Here is a 24,131-nt window from a genome sequence, read left to right as displayed (position 1 = left end):
GCATCGTGCATGCGGCCCCTCATGTCCTTGCCTGCCATTGCTGCTCCCGAAGACCAGGACTCCGACCATACCCCGTCGCAATGTCGTGGCCGGCTGAGACTGCCGGCGGCGCGCGGCGGGCTTCAGGCGCGTACGTCGAACAGCCTGCGGAATGCCTCTTGCCCCGCAGGGGTGACCTGCAGGTCGCGCCGCCCCGCGAGGCGACGCAGCCAGTGGTTCTGCAGGAAACTCTCCAGCAGTGCTTCACCCACCATGCCGGCCATGTGAGGGCGCCGCTCGGTGCAGTCCAGGCAGCCGCGGCAGTATCGCGCGGGCGTCACCTGTGGCGATCGCGCGATCAACGCTTCCAGCGGCTGACCCACCGCGCGCAGGATGGCGGCGCCATGGGACGTCATCTGCCAATGGTCTGCAGCCGTGGAGATCGCCCCGATGGTCAGCAGGTGGTCGCAGATGGCGACGGCGTATTCACCCGCCAGGTGCCGGTAGCAGGTGCGCGCCCGGCGGAAGCCGGCATCAACTCGTACCGCTCGTGGAGAAAGCGGTGGCCGTTGATCGCTGAAACGCAGGATGCCTTCCAGCATGTCGGCGACCTCGGTCGAGGCAATCCGGTGATAGCGGTGGCGTCCCTGCACCTCCACGGCCAGGATGCCGCCGTCGAGCAACCGCCGTAGATGACTGCTTGCCGTCTGCGGCGAGATGCCAGCCACGCCGGCCAGCTCGGACGCCGTGTGCGCCCGGCCATCCATCAACGTCAACAGCATGGCCGCGCGTGCGTGGTCACCGACCAGCGTGCCGACATGGATGAAGGAGCGGGAAGTCTGGACCATGGCCGCATTGTGGCATGCCGCTTTCCGCGCATCGTTCGACCCGGATCGAAGCATGCGCGCCCCTGCACAGGGCACAGTCATCGCCCGCACCCCACGAGCTCAGGCATGCCACCGGAAGACTTCCAGCGCCGCTGCATCACCCCCTCCGTGCTCTACCCGGGAACACCGGTGGTGCTGATGACCACGTTGAATGAAGACGGCAGTGCGAACATCAGTCCGCTTTCATCATTCTGGGCGCTGGGCGACCGCGTGGTGCTCGGTATCGGCGAACAGGGCCAAGGCTGCAGCAACCTTCTGGCACGCGGCGAATGCGTACTGAACTTCGCAGATGCCACGCAGGCGGCGCAGGTTGAAGCCATCGCCCGCGCCACCGCCCGCACCCCGGTGCCGGAATCGAAGCGTGCCATGGGGTACGTGCATGTGCCTGACAAGTTCGCACTGGGCGGCTTCAGCCGCGTCGATTCGGTGCAGGTGGCACCGCCGGCGATTGCCGAATGCCCGCTGCAGGTGGAGGTCACGCTGCTCGCCTCGCACCGGCCCAGCGGAACGCAGGATCAGGGCTTCATGATCATCGAAGGACGGATCTGCCGGGTGCATGCGCACGAGGCGATCACCGTTGCCGGAACCCAGCACATCGACGTGCAGCGCTGGGCACCGTTGATCTACCTGTTCCGCCACTATGTGGGCACCACCACGCCGGTGGCGCGCAATTTCCGCGCTGACGATCCTTTGCCGCTGACTGCATGACAGCTGCATCAGGGAGAAGACGCTGGCGCGTTGGAGTACTTCTCGCGAACCTCCTTTTCGCGGTCGCGACGCGCAGTCGAGCAGCGCTCGCGGGCTGTCGTCATCTGGCTGTCGGCCGAGGTCCGTTCAGAACTCAACGACTGCTGCAGACTGGAAATCTGCGCACGGATGCCGGATTCGCTGGTGGCGCCGGCGAGATTGCTGCTCGCTGCAGCCAGCTGCCGGTTCAGATCGGCCACCTGCTGATTGACCGCCTGACTGCGCGATTCCAGCGGGCCGTAGATGCGCGACTGCTCGCTCTGCAGGCAGTTGCGCTCGACAATGCCGGCGTCATTCAATTCGGCAGTGCGATAGACTGCGGTGCGGTTGGCAAGCTCGCCAGCCGATTCCGCTGCGGCGCGGTTGGAGCGCAGCTTCATCGGTTCTGCGCCGGCACCGCACGGATGCTGTGAATAGGTGGTTTCACCGGACGCACCCTTGCACTTGTAGACCTGTGCCGATGCCAGCGGCGCGACCAGCAGCAATGCCAGGACGATGCCAGATTTCATGTTCATGCCAGACCTCCTGTCCCGGGCCCTGCGGCCCCGTTTGGCCATACGCTACGACTGATCGTACCTGCGGGCAAATGCCACCGCGCCAGGCCAATCAGCGCCGGGATCGACTCAGCTCCAGCGCGGCGAAGGTGTACCAGCCGAACGCCGGCAGCAGCGCGATGCGCTGGGTGAGGCCGCGATAGGGCTCCGGGTCGAATCCGGAAAGCATCAGCCACAGATAGGCCATCCCCAGCAGCGAGATGGCACGCGCAATCCAGGCCATCCGCGTCGACGCAGCAGGGCCCAGCTCGGCCAGGAACAGCAGCGGGGTCAGGATCGAGAAGATGCCGATGCCATAGAGGCCATGCAGCGGGCTGCCCGTGGTGAAGACGCCATTGCTGACCATGGACACCCCGAACAGGATGGAGGTGAGCACCGTGAGCGCGAAACGGCGACCTTGCGCGAGCAATGCAAGGCTGAAGACGATGATGGCCGAGCCACTGACCACCGCGCCGACCTGCACCGCCTTGGCTGGCAGCCCCGGCATCAGGCCCAGCTCGCTGAGATGCTGGGAGAGCGGGTGGTAGCCGGGCACGGTGAATGCAAAAGCGATCAGCGCCAGCATGGCGCCGAGGGGAACGTACACCGCCTGCTGGATGGCCAGGTTCCGCACTGCAGTCACCACCGCTGAAGAGAAGTGCGGCGACGTTAGCAGCCGGTCCCGCCGGGTCGCATGTGCAGTTTGGTACCCCTGCTGGCGCCAGGGGTCCGCACAAAGAAAAAAGCCCTGACCGGAGTCAGGGCTTTTCAATTGGAGGCCTCAAGCGGAATCGAACCGCTGTAAACGGATTTGCAATCCGGTGCATAGCCACTCTGCCATGAGGCCAACGTACTGCGATCAGGAACGACGCCCCTGACATGACAAAACCCCGCGATGGGGCCTGTCGAAACATGGAGCGGGAAACGAGACTCGAACTCGCGACCTCAACCTTGGCAAGGTTGCGCTCTACCAACTGAGCTATTCCCGCATAAGCCGTCATGGTACCGGAAGCCCGGGACACACACCAGCCATTTCACAACAGTTTTCACTTTTCTGACTGCGCGAAGAGCCTTGTGGCTCAACGTGCCCCGCCTTGCCGTGGCGGGAGAAAAACAAGGCCCCAACCGGGGCCCTGTGCAATCTGGAGCGGGAAACGAGACTCGAACTCGCGACCTCAACCTTGGCAAGGTTGCGCTCTACCAACTGAGCTATTCCCGCAGATTCTCCGACCTGCGTCGAAGGAGCGCTATTGTGTCCAAATTCCTTCACGCCGTCAACAGTCCGCAGCACCGATGAACCCGCCCACGAGACCCCGTTTAGCCCGCCTGTGCTGGAGCCTTGTCGCCCTGGCCTGGCTTGCGGTGATTGCTGCACTGATCAATGCGGGCTTCACCCCGGACTACTGGATGCTGCGCCACTTCGAAGGCGCAACCCTGCCCTACCCCACCGGCGCGGTCATCCAGTTCGCTGTACTGGCCGGAGCGGAACTGGTGGTCACCGTGCTGATCGTGCGCCCCTGGAAACCAGGGCGCCCGTGGCTGCGACTGCTGATCGCCCTGGTGCTGCTGCTGGCCTGGTCGTTCCCGTGGCTGGCCGCTGCCCTGCACCAGGCACCGGTGCAGGGCATGCATCTGCTGTGCCTGCTGCTGCTCGACCTGGCTGTGCTGCTGGCGCTGTGCGTGGTGTCGCTGGCCAGTGCGTGGCGGGCGCTGACCGGGAAACAGACCCGACGCGCACATCCCTAGCGAAGCACGCCCCTACCTGTGGAACTCCACCCGCACATGCTGGCCGACGCGCGCCTTGGCGGCGCTATCGAATTCCAGCACGCACTCCACCACCTTGGCGACGCCGCGCCCTGCGTCCTCGGGCAATCGTGCCTGCGCGAACACCGGGCTGATGCGGACCACGCGTGCCACCGGCAGTGGCTTGCCCTCTGCGCCATCGCTATCGATCACCACCGTCGCACGCATGCCAACCTGCACGGCATCGGCGTAGGCCGCACTCAGCTCGGCACGCACCTGCAACGGTCGCGCCGGCAACAGTGACATCGCCGGCTTGCCGGCCTGCACGAACGCACCCACGCCCGGCACCTGGCCGACCACGGTGCCGGCATCCGGTACGGTCAGCGACATCTGTCGCAGCTTGAGCCTGGCGTGCTCCAGCTTGTGCTGGGCCATGTCGACCTGCGCTCCGGCCACATCCACATCGGCGCGGACGCCGGCCAGCTGCTGCCTGGCTGCGTCGGCCTGCTGGCTGGACGACACGCCTTCACTGGCGCCGGTGGCCAGGCGGGTGGCGTTGCGCTCCAGTTCGCGCAGCTGCGCCTGGCTGCCCTTCAGCCGATCGGTGGCCAGCGCGAGATCGGCATTGGCCATGCCCACCTCCTGTTCAAGCAGTGCGCCATCCAGGGTGAGCAGGACATCGCCCTTGCGCACCACCGCTCCTTCCTTCACCGGCGCGGTGCTGACCGAACCATCCATCGCTGGTACCAGTGCAATCAGCCCGCCTTCCACATCGATGATGCCGCGCGCGACGGCGACGTTGTCCGCGCTGGCGGCCGTGGCAGCGGTCGGCTGCGCGGGTACGGGTGCATCCTTGCTGCAGGCACCCAGCAGCAATGCCGCGCCCAAGGAGAAGCTGAGGGAGAACAACGGCGGCATTCTGGTCATGGGCTGGGCTCTACGGTTTTGTTCTGGCGGCGGTCATCGCGGACCGTGCCGTCTTCCATGGCGATCACCCGATCCGCATGGCGGATCAGGCGTGGATCGTGGCTTACACACAACACCGTGGCCTGATGCGCGCGTGCATAGCGGTGCAGGATGTCGATCACGCGCTGGCCGTTCTCGGCGTCCAGTGCGCTGGTGGGCTCATCGGCGAAGATCAGCGTGGGTGACTTGGCGAACGCACGGGCGACGGCTACGCGCTGCTTCTCGCCGCCGGACAGCTGTGCCGGGCGCATGTGGCTGCGGTGCGAGAGGCCGACTTCGTCCAGCGCCTGCCGCGCCAACGGCTCGCTGTCGCGGTTGCGCATGCCGCGATAGCCCAATGGCAGCTGCACCTGCTCCAGCGCCGTCAGCGCCGGGAACAGGTTGAAGCCCTGGAACACGAAACCGACGTGGTGCAGACGGAAGCGCTCCACCTCGCTGCGGGTCATGTGGCTGACGTCCTGGCCAAGCGCATGCACGCGACCGCCATCAGGCGTTGAGAGCCCGGACATCAGCGACAGCAGCGTGCTCTTGCCGCAGCCGGAGGGGCCCGATACCAGGGTCAATTCGCCGGGATAGATGTCCAGCGACAGGCCACGCAGCACGGGCACATGCACATCGCCGGACACGAAGCCCTTTTCGAGTGCGTCGGCACGCAGGGTCGGGATCGCGATGGGAGCATTCGTCATCGGTGGCCCCTCAACGCAACAGCAGCGATGGATCGGAACGGACGACGCTGCGCACCGCCATGATGCTCGACAGCATGGCCATCACCGCGACCAGCGCCACGCAGCCAAGAACCACCGTCGGCGTGAGCTGTACCGGTACGCGCTGGGTCTGCGCGGCCATCAGCACCACCGCGCTGAAGGCTGCGGCCAGCAGCATGCCGACACCACCGATCAGCACGGCCTGTTCGAACACCACACGGGCCAGCGCGTAGCGGCCTGCGCCGAGCGCATTGAGGGTGGCGTACTCGCGTACCGACCCGGCCACCACCGCGGCAAACGACTGGTTGGTGATCACCGCGCCGACGAAGCAGACGATGACCGCCATGAACAGCACTGCGATGCCGGCGCCGGTATCGAACAGCCAGTACTGCTGCGAACGACTGGCGAACTCCGGCGCTGTCCAGAACTCGACGGGTGTGGCGCGGCCCGTCGATGCACTGAGGCGATCGCGCACGCGCGCGGCCAGCTCCGGTGAGCGCGTGCCCGCCACGAAATAGGTGCTGCCTTCATGCGGATCGGTTCCGGCGATGGCACGCGCGGTATCCAAAGACGCCAGCACGTTGACGCCGCCAAGGCCACGCAGGCCGGGTTGCGCGGCAACCACACGCACGGCCTTGCCATTGATCCACGCGCGGTTGCGGTGCAGATCGACGCCCAGCGTATCCAGGTCCGCGCTGTCGACGATCACCGCACCGGGTTCGCGCAACCGGGCACGCAGATCGGGCGACAGGATGCGCGAGAACATCATCGCGTCGCCTGCCGTGGAGATGCCGGACAGATACACCGACACGTTGCCGGCACCCTGTGCGCTGGAGCGCCACTCGCCATCGACCCACTCGTAGGGTTCGACGCGGGTGACATCCGGGTCCATCCGCAGGCGATTCTCTACATCCGCACTGATCGCATGACCGTAGTTCACGCTCTGCGTGCCGGCAAAGCCCGCCCAGACATCGGCGCTGGACGCCTTCACGTAGATCGCGGCGGTGCCGAAGATGCCCAGCACCAGCGCCGCCTGCACGATCAGCAGCACGCCGGCGAAACACATGGCGAGCACTACCGGCAGGAAACGGCGCCACTCGTAAACCAGGGTCTTGCGGGCAAGCGCGATCATTGCGCGTCGCCTTCAGGCTCGGCTGGCAAGGGAGCACCGCCCACTGCCCGATAGAGCGATGCGAATGCAAGTACGCGAGCACCCTGCGCGCCGATCAGGTCGGCCTTCGCGGACAGCGCGGCACGCTGGGTTTCCAACCCGTCGAACTCACTGGAAAGACCAAGCTGCACCTGCCGGGCCTGTCGTACGACCTGCTGCCGGGCTGCTTCGTCGGCCACCTGCAGCGACTGGATGCTGCTGTCCTGGCGGGCAAGGCTGCCCAGTGCACCCTCCACTTCCGCCACGCCCTGCAGCACTGCCTTGCGATATCCCAGCAAGGCTGCATCCAGCTGCTTGTCGTCGGATTGATAGCGCGCGCGACGTTGGCCCCAATCCCACAGAGGGATATCGATGTAGGGACCGATCGATGGGCTGGAATCAGAGTTGGAGCGAGCGTTCTGGGTCAGGTTGTAGGCGTACAGGATGGAACCGCCCAGGCTCAGTTTCGGGAACATCGACGCGCGTGCACTGCCCTTTTCGGCGGCAGCCTGCAGCACATCGGCCTCGGCCAGCAGGATCTGCGGGCGATGGCGCAGCAGATCGGCGGGTACCTGCTGCAGGGTGAAGGCGCTCAACTGCGGTGGCGTGCGGTAGGCATTCCAGGCCGGATCCGGACCATCGCGACCCAGCAGCAGTGCCAACGCGCGCGAGGCGTTGCCCGCGTTTTCATTCGCCTGCGCAATGGCCGCGCGCGTGGCCGCCCGCCGCGCGCGCAGGCGATCCAGTTCACCGGGCTCGTCCAGATGCAGGCGCTGCCGTACCAGGCCCAGTTGCTCGCCACGTGCGTCAACGGCCTGCTGCCTGCCCAGCAGATCCACCTGCGCCTGCGCGACGGAAAGATCCAGGTAGCTGCGCACCACATCAGCGATGACCGCCACCTGCGCCGCATCGCGCAGTGCTTCGGCATTTCCGTTGGCCGCCTGCGCGCTCAGACGGGCACTCTCCGCTGCGCCAAACAGGCCAAGATCCCAGATCGCTTCAACGCCGGCGTGGAAGTACGTGTCGACTGCGGCGGCGTCCTGCACCTGCTTGGCACTGGCGGAGATTTCCGGACGGAAGCGCGCATCGGAGGTGCCCGACACCAGGCGTACCGCCTGCAACCGCAGGGTGGCCTGGCGCAGGTCCAGATTGCCGGCGACGGCCTCGTCCACCAGCGCGTTCAAGCGCGCATCGGCCAGCACCTTCCACCACTGCCGCGCATCGACCGCTACGCCCTGCCCTGCCGCGGTCTGACTCCAGACTGCTGGCACGCGATCAGGCAGATCGGGAACCGGCACCGACATGCAGCCCACCAGCATCATGCTGGTCAGCAGCGCCCAGGTACCCAGGACGATGCGTGGGACGACGGCATTCCGTTGCGCGAACGCTGCCGGGAAAGTGATGCGACTGGCCACCCGCCCGCCTTCGTGGAGAGAGAAGCCGAGGAGGCTACGCCGCGATTGTGGAGTGGACATGGAGAATCGGTCGGAGGTGCGTTACAGCGCGTGTGCGGTGCATGCATTGCGAACCCTCGGCCTTTCCACAGCCTTTCATCGGCGCCGCCAAGCTGAACGCTGGACTGTCCGCGGGCGCTGCGGCACATTGTCCTGAACGCTTCCACCGGCAGGCCATACGCTTGAAATCCGCCCTTCGCCGCACGCTCGGCATCTTCGCGACCGTGCTCATCGTGGGTACGACGGCGATCTGCCTGACCACTTCGTTGGCGTCGAACGCGGCCATGCTGCTGATGGACCGCAGCAACTTCATTCCCGCGCAGTCGTCGATCTTTTCCTTCGAGCCCTACGTGATCAACGAGGGCTCGTCGAACTACTGGTTGTACGGCCAGGACCGGAGCTATTACTACCACTTCACCTACCAGGCCGACGCCCCGTATCTGTACATCACGCGCAAGAACGCCTGCGCCGGCTTCGATCGTGCGGACGTGCGAACCTGGTGCGGTGCGGGCCGAGGCAGCCCGCGCTAGCGCAATCGCAATCGCAATCCCTTGCCGGTGCGCAAACGAAAAACGCCCCCTTGCGGGAGCGCTTTTCTGAATCTGGAGCGGGAAACGAGACTCGAACTCGCGACCTCAACCTTGGCAAGGTTGCGCTCTACCAACTGAGCTATTCCCGCAGATTCCGTTCGACCTTCGTCGAAGGAGCGCTATTGTGTCGGGATTGCTGCACGGCGTCAACAGGATTCTGCTGCCCCCTCATGAAGCAGCGTTCAGCTTCAGGATCACATCCGCACGCCCCGCCGATGGAAGTAGATCTGCTCGGCCAGCCGGCGCATCGGGCTGGTACGCAGCAGCGCATTGACCGGCCAGTCCCGCTGCAGGTGGTCCATTGCCCAGCGCAGCATGCGCTTGCGGTGAAAGGTGGGGGCGGCCTGACGCGCCACCTGCTCTGCGGCCGGCCCCTTGCCGCGCCGGTGCAACCCGATCGCATCACCGACCGCCCAGCCATGCCGCCATGACGAGTGGATGCCGCCGGCCGACAGCGGCGAGACGACACCTGCCGCATCACCGGTCAGGATCACGCCCGGCGCAGTGATCGGGCCATCCGGCAACCCGCAGGGCACCAGGCCCGCGCGGGTGCCGGCAACCTGGGCCGAGTGCGGAAGTCCCACAACGTCGCGCACGTGTTCAAGGAATCCCTCGATATCCGGCGCGCGTGCATGTGCGGGATCATGCCGCAGCGCCAATCCCACCTGCACGCCGGTGGGATTCTGCGCGGCCCAGCCGATGTAGCCGGGTGCGAACCGGCGGCTGACAAAGCAGTGCAAGGCATCGCCTTGCGGCAGCTGCACGCCGGCAAACTCGCGCTCGACGCCATACAGATTGTCGCGCACCTGGCCCAGGCCGGTACGCTGGGCAACACGTGATCGTGCGCCATCAGCGCCGACCAGATAGGCCGTGCGCCCCACCCCTTCAACCTGCCACGCGTCGCCGTCGCGGCAGGCGTCGGTGAACGACTGCTGCAGCCGCAGGTCCACGCCACTGGCACGCAGTTCGCTGGCCAGCCAGCGCATCAGGTTCGGCGTATCGGTGGTGAGGAAGTAGTAACCCGGCGCGGTCAGCAGCACGTTGTGCAGGTTCGGCGCATACAGGCGCACGCGTGCGACGCGTTGCACGAGATGATCGGGCATGCGCCCCAGCCAGGTCTGTTCCATCGCCTCCTTCACCACGATACCGGTGGTGTGCAGGCGTTCGCCAGGGTCGGCCTTGCGCTCGAGCACGCAGACGCGCAGGCCGTACTGAGCGGCGGCAAGTGCGCAGGCGGCACCACCAAAGCTGGCGCCGACGATGACCACGTCGTAGTCGTTGGCAGGGGAAAAACATGGCATTGCTGCTTCGCCTTGCTGGATCCGGGAGCACAGCGTCGGATCGGCACATGGTGAGGCGATGGAGTGGCGGTGAAGTGGGGATGAAGCCGCTCCGGCCAAACGAAAAACGCTCCCTTTCGGGAGCGCATTTCTTGAATCTGGAGCGGGAAACGAGACTCGAACTCGCGACCTCAACCTTGGCAAGGTTGCGCTCTACCAACTGAGCTATTCCCGCTTGGGAGGCGAAATTCTACCTGTTCTGCGCAACGCGTCAAGGCCTTTTTTTCAGGCAGTTCGAGAGGTCATGAAATGCGTCATCCACGCATGGCGTGGATCTACCGCAGGACACATTCCAGGCGATCCACGCCATGCGTGGATGAGGGATCACGCGAAGCCCCACACAGTGCACGCATGCCCAGTAGATCCACGCCATGCGTGGATGATGGCAGCGATGGGGTCAGAGCCCTTTCCTGCGGAAAGGGATCCGACCCCGGTGCTCAGTTGCCCAGCTTCTTCTGCCGCGAACGCTCGCGCGCGGCGCGCTCGTCGTCACGCAGGCTGGGCCAGGCGGCGTGCAGGTACTGCAGGCCCGACCACAGGGTCAGCACCGCGGCAATGGCCAGGGTCCAGTCACCGATATGGAATACCGGCGGGCCCATCCAGATGTCGTCGACCGGAACGTTCGGCGCCACCGAATACAGCAGGCACAGCAGCGCGACCATCTGCGCGGTGGTCTTGACCTTGCCGATCATCGCCACCCGCACCTTGGCACGCTGGCCGAGTTCGGCCATCCACTCGCGCAGCGCCGACACCGCGATCTCGCGGCCGACGATCACCGCCGCCCAGAACGCCATCCACGGGGTCGGATGACCCTGCACGATGAGGAACAGGGCCACCGCCACCATCAGCTTGTCCGCCACCGGGTCGAGGAAGGCGCCGAACGCCGACTCCAGGCCGTAACGGCGCGCGATCCAGCCATCGAGCCAGTCGGTGATCGCGGCCAGGCCGAAGATCGCCGCCGATGCGAAGTTGGTCCAGGTGTAGGGCAGGTAGAACACCAGCACCAGCACCGGGATCATCACGATCCGCAACAGGGTCAGCCAGGTGGGCAGGGTCAACGTCATGCGGCTTTATTCTCTCTCTACTCGGCCGGATCCGGCGCGGCCAACCCGTGCAGGTTAGCGTAGATGCGCGCTGCGAGGGCGTCATTGATGCCTTCGACCTTGGCAATTTCCGCTTCTCCGGCTGCTTTCAGGCCGACCAGACCGCCAAAATGCTTCAGCAGGCTGGCGCGCCGTCGCGGCCCGATGCCGGGGATGTCTTCCAGTTTGCTGGTCATCCGGGCCTTCTGCCGGCGCCCGCGATGGCCAGTGATGGCGAAGCGGTGTGCTTCATCGCGCACCTGCTGGATGAACTGCAGAGCGGGATCGGCCGCACCCGGGCGCAGTTCGCGGCCATCGGGCATCACCAGCGCTTCGTGGCCGGCACGGCGTTCCACGCCTTTGGCCACGCCGACCAGCAGCACGTCTTCCACGCCCAGATCAGCCAGCGCCGCCTGGGCCTGTGCCAGCTGGCCGGCGCCACCGTCGATCAGCAGCACATCCGGCAGCACGCCCTGCTCCTCCACCGCGCGGCGGAAGCGGCGGTCGATCGCCTGGCGCATCGCGGCGTAATCATCGCCCGGCTCGATGCCACTGATGTTGAAACGGCGATACTGCGCGCGCACCGGGCCGGCAGCATCGAACACCACACAGGAGGCCACGGTGGCTTCGCCCATGGTGTGGCTGATGTCGAAGCACTCCACCCGCTTTACCGGTTCGGCCAGCCCCAGCATCACCCGCAGCGCTTCGCTGCGCGCGTGCTGCGCGGTGCGGCTGTTGATCTCGGTGGCCAGGGTCAACTGTGCGTTGCGGCTGGCCAGTTCCAGGTAGCCGGCGCGCTCGCCGCGGACGTTCCATTTCAACTGCACCTTGCGCTCGGCCGAGGCCGACAGCGCAGAACCGATCAGATCGGCATCGGGAATTTCGCGGTCAAGCAGGATCTCGCGCGGCGGCTCGAATTCGATGTAGTACTGCGAGACAAAGGCCGCCAGCACTTCATCCGGGCTTTCCTCGCCGTTGGTGCGGGGAAAGAACGGGCGGGTGCCCAGGTTGCGGCCATCACGGAAGGCCAGCAGCATCACGCAGGCCTGCGAGCCCTGCATGGCCACCGCCAGTACGTCGAGGTCGGCCGCGCGGCCGTCCACGTACTGGCGGGTCTGCATGCTGCGCAATGAAGTAATCAGATCGCGCAGTCGCGCGGCCTGCTCGAATTCCAGCGCTTCGCTGGCCGCCTGCATCTGCTCGCCGAGCTCCCGGGTCAGCTCATCGCTCTTGCCTTCCAGGAACATCGCCGCGCGGCGCACCGACTCGGCGTAGTCCGCTGCTGGCACCAGTTCCACGCACGGCGCGCTGCAGCGTCCGATCTGATACTGCAGGCAGGGCCGCGAGCGGTTACGGAACACGCTGTCCTCGCAGCTGCGCAGCTTGAACAGCTTGTGCATCAGGTTCAGCGTCTCGCGCACCGCGGTGACGCCGGGATACGGCCCGAAATAGCGCCCGGGAATGGCACGTGGACCACGATGCAGGGCGATGCGCGGCCAGTCTTCGCGGGTCAGCAGCACATGCGGATAGGTCTTGTCGTCGCGCAGGGACACGTTGTAGCGCGGCGACAGCGACTTGATCAGCTGGTTTTCCAGCAGCAGCGCTTCGGCTTCCGAGCGCGTTACGGTCACGTCCATGCGCACGATCTGCGAGAGCATCGACATGATGCGCGCGTTCTTCGGACTGCCGTTGAAATAGCTGCCCACGCGGTTGCGCAGCGCGCGGGCCTTGCCGACGTACAACAGCGTGTCGTCGGCCGCGTACATGCGGTACACGCCCGGGGCGGTACTCAGCTGGGCCGCGAATGCCTTGCCATCGAAGGTCGGGACAGGAACAACGGTCATTCGCTGATCGGCACTTCGCTGAGCACGCCGCTGTCAGGGTCCAGGCGCAGTACGGTGTGGGAATCGGTTTCGGCGATCCACACCGCGCCGGCACCGACGGCCAGGCCTGCCGGGCCATGCAGGCGCCGCGGCAAGGGCTGGGTGGTCAGTTCGCCGCCGCCCAGGCGCAACGTGCGCAGGCGGCCATTGCCGGTATCGGCGATCCACAACAACGGGGCATCCGGGCTCAATGCGATCGCCTGCGGGAACTGCAGGCTGGCCTGCGCACGCGGGCCATCGTCCTCGCCGAAACGCCAGGTGCCCTGCCCGACCAGGGTCTGCACCAGGTCACCGCGCAACTGCAATGAACGGATCGAAGAGCCCAGCGCATCGGCCACGTACAGCACCTGCTGGACCACGGCCACGGCGGTGGGCTGGGCGAACGCGGCCAGATGGCCACTGCCATCGCGCTCGTCGATGGCGCCGCTGCCGGCGCGCCACTGCAGGCTGCGCTGGCCGAGGTGGTAGCTCCAGATGCGGTTGTCGCCGGCCATGGCGACGTGCAGCTGGTTTTCGGCGATGGCCAGGCCAACCGGATGATCCAGCGCCACCTGCCGTGGCTGCGTCACCGGCCCTTCCACGGGGGCGCCCGGACGGCCGTTGCCACACAGGGTGTCGACCAGGCCGGTCAGCAGGTTGATGCGGCGCACGGCATGGTTGCCGGTGTCCGCCACGTACAGCGACTCGCGCTCCAAGGCCAGCGCCTGCGGCCGGTGGAAAGCGGCTTCGGCGAGGTTGCCGTCCATGAAGTCGGCGGTACCCAAGCCGAACTGACGCAGCACGCGGCCGCCATGACTGCATTCCAGGATGCGGTGGTGGCCGCTGTCGGCGATGTACAACCGTTCCTGGTTCACCGCCAGACCCATCGGGAATCGCAGCGCCTGGCGGGGTTCGGGGTGCAGCTCGCTGCCGCCACGCGAAGGGGCCGACGGCGCACCCTCGCAGAGGGCATTCAGGGCCCGCTCCAGCTCGCCGGGCACGCCCTGGCCGATCAAGCGCTGCTGTTCGCGACCCTGCGCGTCCAGCAGCACCATGGTCGGCCAGGCGCTGACGCCGAAGCGGCGCCAGCCATCCCAATCGGCATCAAGCAGCACCGGCATGGTCAGGCCCTGGCGGCGCAGCAGTTTCAGCGCAGCCGTGGCATCACGCTCGAAGTCGAAGCGCGGCACCTGCAGCACCAGAGGTTGCAGCTTGCCGGGGTGGCGTGACAGCCACTGGCTGAACTCGGCCAGCCGTTGCGCGCTCCATGCGGAAGCCGCGTTGACGAACAACAGCGCGACCGGCCGGCCACGCAGTTCGGTCAGGGTGCAGGGCGCGGCATTGAGCCAGGCGGCGAACTCGGGCAGGTCCGGGACGGGCTGGATGTTCATGACCCGATTATGCCGGAGTCGGCGTGATGCAACAGGCGTGCCACGGTGCGTTCGGCAGCAGCGTCGACCAGCGACCAGACCTGTTCGAAATGATCGCTGCCACCGGTATAGGGATCGGGAATCGCACGTTCGCCCTGTCCGCCCGACCACGGCAGGTACAGCGCCAGGCGCTCGCGCTGGGTGGCAGTGGCGAGGCGTGCGGCGTCACGCAGGTTGGCCTCGTCGGCGCACAGGATCCAGTCGAAAGCGTCGAAGTCCTGCCGCTGCAACTGCCGCGCGCGCAGGCCGCCAAGGTCCACCCCGTGTCCGGCCGCGCATGCAATGGCACGCCGGTCGGGTGGCTGGCCCACGTGCCAGTCGCCGGTACCGGCCGAATCGACCTGTACCCGCCCAGCCAGCGCCGAGGCATCCAGGCGGGCACGCAGCGCGCCTTCGGCCATCGGCGAGCGGCAGATGTTGCCGAGGCAGACGACCAGCAGCCTCATCGCGCGGCCATCGCCTGCAGCAGTGTTTCGGCGCGCTGCAGGTCTTCAGGGGTGTCGATGCCCGGCGGGAAGGGTTCGGGCGAGATCGCCACGGCAATTGGGTAGCCCGCTTCCAGCACGCGCAACTGCTCCAGCGATTCCACCTGTTCCAGCGTGCCCGGCCGCATCGAGGCGAACTGCTGCAGGAAACCGGCACGGTAGCCATAGATGCCGATGTGGCGCAGCCACTGATGGCCTTCGGGCAGGGTGTCGCGGCTGCGGGCGAAGCCATCGCGATGCCAGGCGATGGGCGCACGGCTGAAGTACAGGGCCTCGTTGCGCACGTTGCGCACCAGCTTGACCACGTTGGGGTCGAACAACGTGTGGGCATCCTCGACCGGCGTGGCCAGGGTCGACATCGGTGCGCTGCCCGCCACCAGTGCCTCGGCCACGGCGCGGATGCCGGCAGCCGGCGCGAACGGTTCATCGCCCTGCAGGTTGACCACCACGGTGTCATCGGACCAGCCCGCAATGCGCGCGCACTCGGCCAGGCGATCGGTACCCGAGGCATGCGAGGCAGCGGTCATCGCCACTTTCACTTCCGCCAGGCCGGACAATGCGTCGGCAATGCGCTGGTCGTCGGTCGCGACCCATACCTCACCTGCGCCGGCCTGCAGCGCGCGGCGCGCCACATGCAGCACCATGGGTTCTCCGCCCAGCAGGCGCAGCGGCTTGCCCGGCAGCCGCGAAGCGGCATAGCGGGCCGGGATGGCAACAACGAAGTCGGTCATGCGGGCGGTACTCGGCAGGCGCGATACAGCAGGAATGCGGCCGGCGGCGTGCATTTGCAAGCGCCGCACGGCCCCTCAGTTCGGTCGCAGCTTGTCCAGGCGATCGGTCAACGCGATCCAGAAAGCAGCAGGCATCTCGGCACGCAGCGGCACCGCGTACTGCCAGTCATTGGCGAACGCGCGGCACTTCACGGCATCCTTTTCGGTCATCAGCACCGGCAACTGGCTGCCAAAGGACAGATCCTGCGGCTGGTAGGCATGATGGTCGGCGAAGGCGTGCGGCACCACGCCGATCGCACGCGCGCGCAGCATGTCGAAGAAGCGTTGCGGATGGGCGATGCCGGCCACGGCATGCACGCGCTGGCCCGCGAAGTACGAAAGGGGACGTGCGCGCCCGCCGGCCAGCGGCTGTGCACTGTCGATGTGCAGGGCCATCGGCCATTGGCCGAAGCCACAGGCCTGGGCAGCCGTCGCTCCATCTGCCTGGCCCAGGTTGACCACCCGGAAATCGCATTCCGCTGCGCGGCTGACCGGCTCGCGTAGCGGGCCGGCGGGAATCATCCGGCCATTGCCATAGCGGCGCTGGGCATCAACCACCTCGATCTCGATGTCGCGCGCCAGCCGGTAGTGCTGCAGGCCGTCATCGCAGACGATCACATCGCAGCCGGCGGCGATCAACGCCTTGCCCGCTGCCACGCGGTCACTGTCCACGCGTACCGGCACGCCGGTTTTCCAGGCGATCAGCACCGGCTCGTCGCCCCCCAGGGCGGTCGGCGTATCGGCTTCCACCCAACGTGCCTTGTCCGCTTGCTCACGACCGTAGCCACGGCTGGCGACACCGGGCTTCCAGCCCGCGGCCCGCAGGCGCTCGACCAGGGCGATGGTCAGCGGCGTCTTGCCGGTGCCGCCGGCGGTGATGTTGCCGACCACGATGACCGGCACCGCCAGCGCATGGCGCTTGCGCCAGCCACGCCGGTACAGGCGCCGGCGCAGCGCGGTGACGCCGGCATACAGCGGCGCCAGCAGTCGCATCGGCCACGGAGCCGGGCTGCCGTCGTACCAGTACGGCGGGGTCTGGGTACCTTTGCCCGCCATCAGTCCTGCCTTTCGCGGAACTGCATGTTGTGCAGGTGCTGGTACAGGCCGCCCATCGACAGCAGCTCCTGGTGGGTGCCGCGTTCAACGATGCGGCCATGGTCCATCACCAGCACCTGGTCGGCATGCTCGATGGTCGACAGGCGATGCGCGATCACCAGCGTGGTGCGCTCGGGCATCAAGCGCTGCAGCGCATCCTGCACCAGGCGCTCGGATTCGTTGTCCAGCGCCGCGGTGGCCTCGTCCAGGATCAGGATCGGTGCATCGCGCAGGATCGCGCGGGCGATCGCCAGGCGCTGGCGCTGGCCGCCGGACAGCAGCGCGCCATTCTCGCCTACCGGCGTCTGCAACTGCTGCGGCATGCGTGCGATGAACTCCCAGGCATTGGCCGCCTCGGCAGCTGCACGGATCTGCTCGTCGGTGGCATCCATGCCGTAGGCGATGTTGGCCGCGATGGTGTCGTCGAACAGCATGACCTTCTGGCCGACGATGGCCACCTGCCGGCGCAGATCGGCCAACGGATACTCATCCAGGGCAACGCCGTCGAGCAGGATGCGGCCACCGTTGGGTTCGTAGAAGCGCGGCACCAGCCGGATCAGGCTGGTCTTGCCGCTGCCGGAACGACCGACGATGGCGGTGACCGTGCCCGGCCTGGCAACGAAGCTGATGTCGTCCAGGGCGATGCCACTGTCTTCACGGTAACGCAGCATGACGTGCTCGAAGGCCAGTTCGCCGCGTACGCGCTGCACCGCGTGCTTGCCCTCGTCGCGCTCGACCGGCATGTCGATGATGCCGAACAGGCGCTCGGCCGCAGCCACACCGCGCGAGATCGAAGTCTGCACGCTGGTCAGCCGCCGCAGCGACGGAATGATGGCCATCATCGACGTCATCAGGCCCATGAACTGGCCCGCATTGAGCTTGCCGGCCAGTGCCTCGCGGGTGGACACCCAGACGATGACTGCCAGCGCCAGCGCCGCCAGGAACTGGACCACGCTGGAGGCCGCCGCGCGGGTCACTTCCACCTTCATGTTCAGCGCCAGCATGCGGTTGGCCAGGCGCGAGTAGCGCGAGATCTCGTGCTGCTGGGTGCCATGCACCTTCACTTCCTGCTGCGCAGCCAGCGACTGCTCGGCAGTCTGCGCCATGGTGCCCATGCCGTCCTGGATGCCGCGGCTGATGCGCCGGTAGCGCTTGCCCACGTAGGACACGATCACGCCGATCAGCGGCACCACCACCAGCATCGCCAGGGTCACCTTGACGCTCATCTGCAGCATCACCGCCAGCATGGCGATGATGGTCAGGGTATCGGCCACCACGGTCTTCAGCGCGTCGGCACTGGCCTGGGTGACCTGTTCGGTGTCGAAGTTCAGGCGGCTGACCATCACCGGCGTCGCCTCGGCATCGAAATGCGAGGACGGCAGGTGCAGGTACTTCTGCAGCACCTGTTCACGCAGGTCGCGGACCACGCTGCGGCCGGTCTTGGCCAGCGTGTAGTCGCTGACCCAGGTGGCCACGCTGCGCATCAGGAACAGGCCGAGAATGGTCAGCGGCAGGATCACCGCCATGCGCGGCTCGGGGTTGACGAACCCGCGGTTGACCAGCGGCTCCATCAGCTTGGTGAAGTGATAGCCGGCCAGAGCTTCGACCACCATCGCGATGACCGCGCCGATCATGAACACCCAGTAGGTGCGGGTATAGCCCAGCAGACGTTTGTAGATCGGCCACACTGGCGCGTGATGGGAACTCATGGACGCACCTCTGGCGCTGTTGCAATGGCGATACGACGGAAGCCGAGCTGGCCCAGCGCGTCCTGCGCGGTGACCACGGCCTGGTAGGGAGTGCGCGCGTCGGCACGCAGCAGCACGGTCTGTTCGCGGTCGCTGCCGGCGACGGCCGCAATGGTCTGCTTGACCGACTCGACGTCGCTGCGCAGCACTTCCTGATCGTTGACGAAGTAGCGGCCGTCAGCGTTGATCAGCACGCTCAGCGAGCGCGGCGGCTCGTTGGTCTGCTGCTGGCTGGCGGTCGGCAGCTGCACCTGCAGGGTCGATCGCGCGTCGAAGGTGGTGGTGACCACGAAGAAGATGATCAGCACCAGGATGACGTCGATCAGCGGCACCAGGTCGATATGCGGCTCATCCTGGGACCGGTCGTTGCCGATACGCATCGATCAGGCCTTTGCCGTAGCGGCGGAAGACGCGCGCGCAGCGGGGGCCGGGGTCATCACCCCGGGGCGACCGTCCAGCGTATCCAGCAGCGCGCTGGCTTCCTGCTCCATCTCCACCACGTAGCCGTGGATGCGGCCCTTGAAGAAGCGGTGGAACATCAGCGCCGGGATCGCCACGATCATGCCGGTGGCGGTGCACACCAGTGCCTTGCCGATACCGCCGGCAAGCTGGTTCACATCACCCACGCCGTGGTCGAGGATGCCCAGGAACATCTGGATCATGCCGACCACGGTGCCCAGCAGGCCCAGCAACGGGCCGGCCGAGGCGATGGTGCCCAGCGCGTTGAGGAAACGCTCCATGCGGTGCACCAGATGGCGACCGGTGTCCTCGATGCGCTCGCGGATCTGGTCGCGCGGGCGGTTGCGCGCTTCCAGCGCGGCGGCCAGCAGGGCACCCAACGGTGAATTGGCACGCAGGGTCTGCAGGTGCGCCGGGTCCAGCTTGCCGCGCGCGGCCCAGTTGCGCACCTCCTGGCCCAGGCCAGGCGGCAGCACCTCGTTACGCCGCAAGGACCAGAAACGCTCCAGGACGATCGCCAAAGCCAGTACGCCCAACAGCAGCAGCGGCACCATCGGCCAGCCACCGGCCTTGACCAGTTCCCACACGTTTCAACCCTCCGGCCCAGCGGCCGCTTGTTCGATCGGCGATAGGATAGCAGCCGACCGCGCTCGCCCAGCGGCATCCCACCACCGGGCGGCGTGGATACGCTGTTCACGCAGCTGCAGGCCTTGTGCGCCAAGCCATACGCGGATCGCGCCGGACTCGGCGGTGGACAGCACTTCGGCGCCCGCCGCCTGCCAGCGCCGCACCACGTCACGTTTCGGGTGGCCAAAGTGGTTCCGGTGCCCGGCCGAGACCAGCGCCAGCCGCGGCGCCACCGCCTTCACCCAGTCCGGCGTGGAACTGCCTCCGCTGCCGTGATGGGGCACCAGCACCACGTCCGCACGCAGCATATCGGCAGCGCCCGCCAGCAGCGCCTGTTCGCCTTGCCGGCCGATGTCACCGGGCAGCAGCACTACCCCGTGCGCGCCAGCAACCCGCAGCACGCAACTGGCTTCGTTGTCGGCGCCCTTCCCGCCAACGGCAGGGAACGCGGCGGGCGGATGCAGCACGTGGAAATCGACCCCGTCCCATTGCCAGCGCAGGCCCTGTTGGCAGCTGCCGGCCGTCGCAATCGCACTGCCCGGTGGAGCCAGTACATCCAGTCCCGGCAGTTGCCGGCGCAGCGCGGCGAGGTTGCCGCTGTGGTCCAGATGGTCGTGACTGATCATCACCCGTGCCGGTGGCTCCTGTCCCAACGCCCGCAACGTCGGCAGCAGCATCCGCTCCTCGCCCTCGCTGCCGGCTGGCGGGCCGACGTCATACCAGAGTGCGTGCTGGGCGGTCCGCAGCAGCACCGCCGCGCCCTGGCCGACATCGTGCACCACCAGTTCCAGCTCACCCTGCTGCGGCCCCGACCGTGCCGGCCACAGCAACGGCAGGCACAGCAGAGAACCGGCAAGCCCGGCCCCGGCACCGCGTGGCAACAGCCACCAGAACACCCCCAGCAAGGCCGCCGGCAACGCCCAGGCCGGCGCCTGCGCCAGCCACCACATCGCCTGTGGGTGCTCGGCCAAGGGTTGCAGCAGCTGCCAACTGGCCTCGAACACCCAGGCAGCCGTGCGCCAAGGCCACTGCCCTGCCCCGGTGCGCAGGGCCTCCAGAGCGGTTCCCAGCAGAGCCAGAGGCACCACCAGCAGGCTCCACAGCGGAATGATCGGCAGGTTCACCAGCGGCCCCAGCCGTGCGCTGCCACCGAACAGTGCCACCGCCAGCGGCAGCAGAGCGACGCTGGCCACCCCCTGCCCTGCCAGAGCGCCACGCAGCATCGCGGCGAACCCCTTCGGCCGCCCGTGCGGCAGGCACCACAGCAACCACAGCACCCCACCGAAACTGAGCCAGAAGCCCGCAGACAGCACCGACAGCGGTGCCGGCAGCAGCATCGCCAGCGCGGCCAGCGCCAGCCCCTGCGCGACCGTCACCGGACGGCGGGCGACGCGCGCCAGGGCCAGCACCGCGATCATCAGCGCGGTACGCACGGTCGGCAGCTCGCTGCCTGCAACAACGGCATAGCCGGCTGCTGCCACCGCCGCCGCACAGGCCGCCGCCTGCGGTCGTGGCCAGAACCGGGCAAGCCCCGGCCAGGATCGCCAGAGCGCAGAACACAGCAATGCGGCGAAGCCCGCGACCAGGCCGACATGGAAGCCGGAGATGGCGATCAGATGGGTCAGGCCCAGCGCGCGCAACTGTGCCCAATCGACGTCGGACAGGCCACGCGTATCGCCCAGTGCCAAGGCCTGGATGAACCGCGCCGACGGGTGTGCGATCTGCCTGGCAATGGCGGCACTGGTGCGCTCGCGCCACGCAGGTAGACCATGCGCAGGGCGCAGCTGTCGCGTGGAACTCGAGTCGCGCACGCTGGCGTTCCCTGCCAGCCCACGCAGCAGCGCATGCCGCTCGCCATCGAAGCCCCCCGGATTGATGCGTGAACGTGGTGGTCGCACGCGCAGCGACAACTGCCAATCCGCCCCGGCGTGAAGGCGACGTCTCTGATCAACCCCGGCGTCGGTCGGCCCACCCCGGGGCGCGTGCCAGAGCACCTGCAGCCGCTTTCCACGCAGCGTCGGCATCGCATCGGACGCATCCACCCGGAATTCGAAGCGGGTGTGTGCAGGCGTTTCCTTCGGCAGATCGATGACCTGCCCCCGGACGAGCACATCCTGCGCAGCAGAACCGGCCGGCAGCTGCGTCTGCATTGCCCAATACCCGTGGCAGCAAGTCCAGGCCAAGCCGAACAACAACGCAGCCGCCGCGCGTCCGCGCCAGCGCAACACCCAGCCCAACGCGGCCACGACGGTCGCCGCAACAGAAGCCCACAGCGGTGGCAACACCGGCAGCAGCACGCAGACCAACGCACCGGCAACCAGAGCGGCAGCGCACGCGGGGCCAAACAAGGGCGACAAGGTCCGATCGGCTGCCATCGACACAGCGTGCCGAGGCGCGGCCTCACCCAGCCATCAGGCAACACCGTGTGGCGTTGTCAGCGCCCGGCTAGCGACGCACGCTGCCGCGGTGGAAGTTGACCCGGAAGCTCGCCCCACCCCCAACGGCCTCGCCCACGCTCACCGTGCCGCCGTGGTGCTGCACGATCTCCTTGACCAGATGCAGGCCGAGGCCGCTGCCACTGCCAGCAGCACGCAGGCGGTGGAACGGCTCGAAGATCGCCTCGCGGTCACCGACCGGCACGCCGGCGCCCTGGTCGCTGACTTCAAGCAGGCCCTGCCGGTCCAGACGCACGCAGATGGTGCCGCGCCCGCCGCCATGGACGATGGCGTTGTGCACCAGGTTGGCGATCACCCGCCCCAGGGCGAGGCCATCGCCATGGATCCATACAGGCGTCTCCGGCGCATCCACTTCAAAGCCGTAGCCGGCACCAACGACCAGAGGCGCAAGGTCGGCGGCCGCTTCGCGCACGACATGCGCCAGGTCCAGGCGCTGCAAGGCTGCGACGTTCCGGTCCAGGCGCTGCAGGTCGAGCAGGTGCTCGGCGACGTTGCCGAGACGGGCGACATCGGTCAGCAGCTGCGATTTGAGCTCCCCCTGCGGCAACTGCGACAAGCGCGCCTGTACCACCGCAATCGGTACCCGCAGCTCATGTGCGGCGTCGGCCAGGAATTTATCGCGTGCTGCGTAGCCCTGCTGCACCTTGTCGATCGCATCGTTGAACGCTTCGACCAGAGGCGCGACCTCGGTCGATACCAGCTGCGCGTCCAGGCGCGCACCGGGCTGGCCGATATCCAGCTCCTTGGCCTGCTGCGCGGACCGGCGCACGCCACGCATGGCGCGATGGATCACCGTCGGCATCACCAGCAGCGTGACCACGATCAACGGCAGGAAGAACCACAGGCCGATCAGCCGCAGCACCATCAATGCGCCATCCAGCAGGCCGCCCTTCGGCGCCCCGCCCACCATCACCGTGATGCGGCGGCCGTCTTCGTTGCGGATCATCACCCGCGCCACATCCAGGTACGGCGGTACCAGCGATCCCAGCTCGGTGGCACCCAGTGTCGGCAGGCGGGCCAGCAGCGGCGCGTGGATGGCAGGCAGCGTGCCGCGCTGCAGCCATGCACCGCGATCGTCCACCGCCGCGAACCACAGGTTGCCACCGGCACGCGCATCGAGCTTCTGCCAGCGTGCTTCGTCCAGCACCAGACGGCCGCCTTCGCTGTGCACCGCATTGGCTGCGCTCTCGGCCATGAACATGTCCATGCCCCAGGTGTCCTTGTCGCCCCAGGTCAGGATCAGCGCGACGACGGCGAACAACACCGTGAAGGCCTGCGCCAGGAACAGCCGCCACGCCAGTCCAAGGGTGATCGAACGGATCGGTCGTGCCATCTCAGGCCTCCGCCAGCAGGTAGCCGACGCCGCGGATCACGTGGATCTCCACGCCTGCCCCGGCCTGCTGCAGCGCCTTGCGCAGCTTTGAAATGTGCGCATCGAGCGCATTGGACTGGATCTCATCATCGAATCCGTACACCGCCGCTTCCAGCGCACTGCGGGTGACCGTGCGCCCCTGCCGCATCGCCAGCGCCTGCAGCACCAGCACCTGCCGCCGCGGCAGTGCGACTGGCTGGCCATCCACCTGCGCCTGCAGCGATTCGAAATCGAACTCCAGCCGGCCCAGCCGCAACCGGGGGGTCACCATCGCCGACGGTCGACGCGAGACGGCGCGGATGCGCGCCATCAGCTCTTCGATCGCCACCGGCTTGACCAGGTAGTCATCGGCACCGACATCCAGCCCCTCCACCTTGTCCGACAGCCCACCCTTGGCAGTGAGCATGATCACCGCCAGGTTCGGCCGCAGCGCACGGGCAGTCGCCACGAAGCCCACGCCATCACCATCGGGCAGCTGCCGATCGAGCAGCATCAGCTGATGCACCGGCTCACGCAGGGCGAGCGCAGCCTCGGCCAGGCTGCCGACCACGTCGGCGACCACACCCTGGCGCTCAAGCCCGGACTGCAGGGCTCGCGAGAGATCGGGGTCATCTTCGACCAGGAGAATGCGCATCGGGGGCTCGGCAACCGG

General features: G+C 67.3%; 23 protein-coding genes and 5 tRNA genes. 3 read left to right on the top strand and 25 right to left on the bottom strand.

What is annotated here, in order from left to right; all coding sequences use genetic code 11:
• Positions 1-122: 122 nt before the first annotated feature.
• On the bottom strand, positions 123-827 hold the full coding sequence (locus tag CLM74_RS08055; protein ID WP_105163813.1) for a winged helix-turn-helix domain-containing protein: 705 nt from the start codon (positions 825-827) through the stop codon (positions 123-125).
• 105 nt (positions 828-932) lie between these two features.
• Here CLM74_RS08055 and CLM74_RS08050 point away from each other — a divergent pair, with 105 nt between their 5' ends.
• Positions 933-1,574: a flavin reductase gene (locus tag CLM74_RS08050; RefSeq protein WP_234003445.1), complete on the top strand. Its 642-nt coding sequence runs from the start codon at positions 933-935 to the stop codon at positions 1,572-1,574.
• Positions 1,575-1,582: 8 nt separating this feature from the next.
• Here the strand turns inward: CLM74_RS08050 and CLM74_RS08045 are convergent, their stop codons facing one another.
• The 5 genes from CLM74_RS08045 to CLM74_RS08025 form a co-directional block, all read right to left on the bottom strand.
• On the bottom strand, positions 1,583-2,128 hold the full coding sequence (locus CLM74_RS08045; protein WP_227417078.1) for a DUF4124 domain-containing protein: 546 nt from the start codon (positions 2,126-2,128) through the stop codon (positions 1,583-1,585).
• A gap of 91 nt (positions 2,129-2,219) precedes the next feature.
• The gene (locus CLM74_RS08040; RefSeq protein ID WP_158684121.1) at positions 2,220-2,780 is read right to left on the bottom strand and encodes a DUF998 domain-containing protein; all 561 of its coding nucleotides are present in this window, start codon (positions 2,778-2,780) and stop codon (positions 2,220-2,222) included.
• A 139-nt stretch (positions 2,781-2,919) separates the two neighbouring features.
• Positions 2,920-2,993 (bottom strand) — tRNA-Cys (locus CLM74_RS08035).
• A 66-nt stretch (positions 2,994-3,059) separates the two neighbouring features.
• Positions 3,060-3,135, bottom strand: a tRNA-Gly gene (locus CLM74_RS08030).
• Between the two features lie 154 nt (positions 3,136-3,289).
• Positions 3,290-3,365 (bottom strand) — tRNA-Gly (locus tag CLM74_RS08025).
• Between the two features lie 74 nt (positions 3,366-3,439).
• Between CLM74_RS08025 and CLM74_RS08020 the strand changes: the two genes are divergently transcribed.
• Complete coding sequence (locus CLM74_RS08020; protein WP_134832272.1) at positions 3,440-3,892, top strand: hypothetical protein; 453 nt, start codon at positions 3,440-3,442, stop codon at positions 3,890-3,892.
• Between the two features lie 12 nt (positions 3,893-3,904).
• Here the strand turns inward: CLM74_RS08020 and CLM74_RS08015 are convergent, their stop codons facing one another.
• From CLM74_RS08015 to CLM74_RS08000, 4 genes are read right to left on the bottom strand one after another with little or no spacing between them, the layout of a single operon-like run.
• Positions 3,905-4,816, bottom strand: a complete 912-nt coding sequence (locus CLM74_RS08015; protein WP_105163811.1) for an HlyD family efflux transporter periplasmic adaptor subunit — start codon at positions 4,814-4,816, stop codon at positions 3,905-3,907.
• Positions 4,813-5,541 carry an ABC transporter ATP-binding protein gene (locus CLM74_RS08010; protein ID WP_049464392.1) on the bottom strand — a complete coding sequence of 243 codons (729 nt, stop codon included), beginning with the start codon at positions 5,539-5,541 and terminating at the stop codon, positions 4,813-4,815. The genes CLM74_RS08015 and CLM74_RS08010 overlap by 4 nt, the downstream gene beginning before the upstream one ends.
• Positions 5,542-5,551: 10 nt before the next feature.
• A complete protein-coding gene (locus CLM74_RS08005) occupies positions 5,552-6,691 on the bottom strand; it encodes an ABC transporter permease (protein ID WP_059063718.1) in 1,140 nt (379 codons plus the stop codon).
• A complete protein-coding gene (locus CLM74_RS08000; protein ID WP_234003467.1) occupies positions 6,688-8,031 on the bottom strand; it encodes a TolC family protein in 1,344 nt (447 codons plus the stop codon). Before CLM74_RS08000 ends, CLM74_RS08005 begins: the two co-directional genes overlap by 4 nt.
• 314 nt (positions 8,032-8,345) lie before the next feature.
• Here CLM74_RS08000 and CLM74_RS07995 point away from each other — a divergent pair, with 314 nt between their 5' ends.
• A complete protein-coding gene (locus tag CLM74_RS07995; RefSeq protein WP_234003444.1) occupies positions 8,346-8,693 on the top strand; it encodes a hypothetical protein in 348 nt (115 codons plus the stop codon).
• A 73-nt stretch (positions 8,694-8,766) separates the two neighbouring features.
• On the opposite strand, the gene CLM74_RS07990 is transcribed toward CLM74_RS07995, so the two are convergent.
• The 15 genes from CLM74_RS07990 to CLM74_RS07920 form a co-directional block, all read right to left on the bottom strand.
• A tRNA-Gly gene (locus CLM74_RS07990) sits at positions 8,767-8,842 on the bottom strand.
• 105 nt (positions 8,843-8,947) lie between these two features.
• Entirely contained in the window at positions 8,948-10,054 is a 1,107-nt protein-coding gene (locus CLM74_RS07985) for an NAD(P)/FAD-dependent oxidoreductase (RefSeq protein ID WP_105163810.1), read from the bottom strand.
• 138 nt (positions 10,055-10,192) lie between these two features.
• Positions 10,193-10,268 (bottom strand) — tRNA-Gly (locus tag CLM74_RS07980).
• 262 nt (positions 10,269-10,530) lie between these two features.
• The gene (gene pgsA / locus CLM74_RS07975) at positions 10,531-11,157 is read right to left on the bottom strand and encodes a CDP-diacylglycerol--glycerol-3-phosphate 3-phosphatidyltransferase (protein ID WP_025875200.1); all 627 of its coding nucleotides are present in this window, start codon (positions 11,155-11,157) and stop codon (positions 10,531-10,533) included.
• 17 nt (positions 11,158-11,174) lie between these two features.
• Entirely contained in the window at positions 11,175-13,019 is a 1,845-nt protein-coding gene (uvrC, locus tag CLM74_RS07970) for an excinuclease ABC subunit UvrC (RefSeq protein ID WP_059063713.1), read from the bottom strand.
• Positions 13,016-14,428, bottom strand: coding sequence for a hypothetical protein (locus tag CLM74_RS07965; RefSeq protein WP_105163809.1), 1,413 nt, complete (start codon positions 14,426-14,428; stop codon positions 13,016-13,018). Before CLM74_RS07965 ends, uvrC begins: the two co-directional genes overlap by 4 nt.
• Positions 14,425-14,913 carry a low molecular weight protein-tyrosine-phosphatase gene (locus CLM74_RS07960; protein ID WP_025875211.1) on the bottom strand — a complete coding sequence of 163 codons (489 nt, stop codon included), beginning with the start codon at positions 14,911-14,913 and terminating at the stop codon, positions 14,425-14,427. The genes CLM74_RS07965 and CLM74_RS07960 overlap by 4 nt, the downstream gene beginning before the upstream one ends.
• The gene (gene kdsB, locus CLM74_RS07955) at positions 14,910-15,683 is read right to left on the bottom strand and encodes a 3-deoxy-manno-octulosonate cytidylyltransferase (protein WP_025875212.1); all 774 of its coding nucleotides are present in this window, start codon (positions 15,681-15,683) and stop codon (positions 14,910-14,912) included. The genes CLM74_RS07960 and kdsB overlap by 4 nt, the downstream gene beginning before the upstream one ends.
• Positions 15,684-15,758: 75 nt before the next feature.
• Entirely contained in the window at positions 15,759-16,778 is a 1,020-nt protein-coding gene (lpxK, locus tag CLM74_RS07950) for a tetraacyldisaccharide 4'-kinase (RefSeq protein ID WP_105163808.1), read from the bottom strand.
• Entirely contained in the window at positions 16,778-18,526 is a 1,749-nt protein-coding gene (msbA, locus tag CLM74_RS07945) for a lipid A export permease/ATP-binding protein MsbA (protein WP_025875215.1), read from the bottom strand. Before msbA ends, lpxK begins: the two co-directional genes overlap by 1 nt.
• A complete protein-coding gene (locus CLM74_RS07940) occupies positions 18,523-18,945 on the bottom strand; it encodes a biopolymer transporter ExbD (protein WP_025875217.1) in 423 nt (140 codons plus the stop codon). Before CLM74_RS07940 ends, msbA begins: the two co-directional genes overlap by 4 nt.
• 3 nt (positions 18,946-18,948) lie before the next feature.
• Complete coding sequence (locus CLM74_RS07935; protein WP_025875219.1) at positions 18,949-19,611, bottom strand: MotA/TolQ/ExbB proton channel family protein; 663 nt, start codon at positions 19,609-19,611, stop codon at positions 18,949-18,951.
• A 3-nt stretch (positions 19,612-19,614) separates the two neighbouring features.
• The gene (locus CLM74_RS07930) at positions 19,615-22,026 is read right to left on the bottom strand and encodes a DNA internalization-related competence protein ComEC/Rec2 (RefSeq protein WP_105163807.1); all 2,412 of its coding nucleotides are present in this window, start codon (positions 22,024-22,026) and stop codon (positions 19,615-19,617) included.
• Between the two features lie 70 nt (positions 22,027-22,096).
• The gene (locus tag CLM74_RS07925) at positions 22,097-23,440 is read right to left on the bottom strand and encodes a HAMP domain-containing sensor histidine kinase (protein WP_032975720.1); all 1,344 of its coding nucleotides are present in this window, start codon (positions 23,438-23,440) and stop codon (positions 22,097-22,099) included.
• Position 23,441: 1 nt separating this feature from the next.
• Positions 23,442-24,113 carry a response regulator transcription factor gene (locus tag CLM74_RS07920; RefSeq protein WP_025875225.1) on the bottom strand — a complete coding sequence of 224 codons (672 nt, stop codon included), beginning with the start codon at positions 24,111-24,113 and terminating at the stop codon, positions 23,442-23,444.
• Positions 24,114-24,131 lie beyond the last annotated feature (18 nt).

The sequence above is a fragment of the Stenotrophomonas sp. MYb57 genome, assembly GCF_002966815.1.
GTDB lineage: Bacteria > Pseudomonadota > Gammaproteobacteria > Xanthomonadales > Xanthomonadaceae > Stenotrophomonas > Stenotrophomonas indicatrix.
Note: the sequence above shows the minus strand (reverse complement) of the source record. Positions and strands in the feature narration are given on the sequence as shown.

Bases quoted from the DNA above. Each gene is read 5' to 3' on its own strand.
- CLM74_RS07940 (WP_025875217.1), bottom strand. From the start codon at position 18,945: ATGCGTATCGGCAACGACCGGTCCCAGGATGAGCCGCATATCGACCTG.
- CLM74_RS08045 (WP_227417078.1), bottom strand. From the start codon at position 2,128: ATGAACATGAAATCTGGCATCGTCCTGGCATTGCTGCTGGTCGCGCCG.
- uvrC (WP_059063713.1), bottom strand. From the start codon at position 13,019: ATGACCGTTGTTCCTGTCCCGACCTTCGATGGCAAGGCATTCGCGGCC.
- lpxK (WP_105163808.1), bottom strand. From the start codon at position 16,778: ATGGCGGGCAAAGGTACCCAGACCCCGCCGTACTGGTACGACGGCAGC.
- CLM74_RS08010 (WP_049464392.1), bottom strand. From the start codon at position 5,541: ATGACGAATGCTCCCATCGCGATCCCGACCCTGCGTGCCGACGCACTC.
- CLM74_RS08000 (WP_234003467.1), bottom strand. From the start codon at position 8,031: ATGATGCTGGTGGGCTGCATGTCGGTGCCGGTTCCCGATCTGCCTGAT.
- CLM74_RS07960 (WP_025875211.1), bottom strand. From the start codon at position 14,913: ATGAGGCTGCTGGTCGTCTGCCTCGGCAACATCTGCCGCTCGCCGATG.
- CLM74_RS07965 (WP_105163809.1), bottom strand. From the start codon at position 14,428: ATGAACATCCAGCCCGTCCCGGACCTGCCCGAGTTCGCCGCCTGGCTC.
- CLM74_RS07925 (WP_032975720.1), bottom strand. From the start codon at position 23,440: ATGGCACGACCGATCCGTTCGATCACCCTTGGACTGGCGTGGCGGCTG.
- CLM74_RS08005 (WP_059063718.1), bottom strand. From the start codon at position 6,691: ATGATCGCGCTTGCCCGCAAGACCCTGGTTTACGAGTGGCGCCGTTTC.
- CLM74_RS08020 (WP_134832272.1), top strand. From the start codon at position 3,440: ATGAACCCGCCCACGAGACCCCGTTTAGCCCGCCTGTGCTGGAGCCTT.
- kdsB (WP_025875212.1), bottom strand. From the start codon at position 15,683: ATGACCGACTTCGTTGTTGCCATCCCGGCCCGCTATGCCGCTTCGCGG.
- CLM74_RS07985 (WP_105163810.1), bottom strand. From the start codon at position 10,054: ATGCCATGTTTTTCCCCTGCCAACGACTACGACGTGGTCATCGTCGGC.
- CLM74_RS07930 (WP_105163807.1), bottom strand. From the start codon at position 22,026: ATGGCAGCCGATCGGACCTTGTCGCCCTTGTTTGGCCCCGCGTGCGCT.
- pgsA (WP_025875200.1), bottom strand. From the start codon at position 11,157: ATGACGTTGACCCTGCCCACCTGGCTGACCCTGTTGCGGATCGTGATG.
- CLM74_RS07920 (WP_025875225.1), bottom strand. From the start codon at position 24,113: ATGCGCATTCTCCTGGTCGAAGATGACCCCGATCTCTCGCGAGCCCTG.
- msbA (WP_025875215.1), bottom strand. From the start codon at position 18,526: ATGAGTTCCCATCACGCGCCAGTGTGGCCGATCTACAAACGTCTGCTG.
- CLM74_RS08015 (WP_105163811.1), bottom strand. From the start codon at position 4,816: ATGACCAGAATGCCGCCGTTGTTCTCCCTCAGCTTCTCCTTGGGCGCG.
- CLM74_RS08050 (WP_234003445.1), top strand. From the start codon at position 933: ATGCCACCGGAAGACTTCCAGCGCCGCTGCATCACCCCCTCCGTGCTC.
- CLM74_RS08055 (WP_105163813.1), bottom strand. From the start codon at position 827: ATGGTCCAGACTTCCCGCTCCTTCATCCATGTCGGCACGCTGGTCGGT.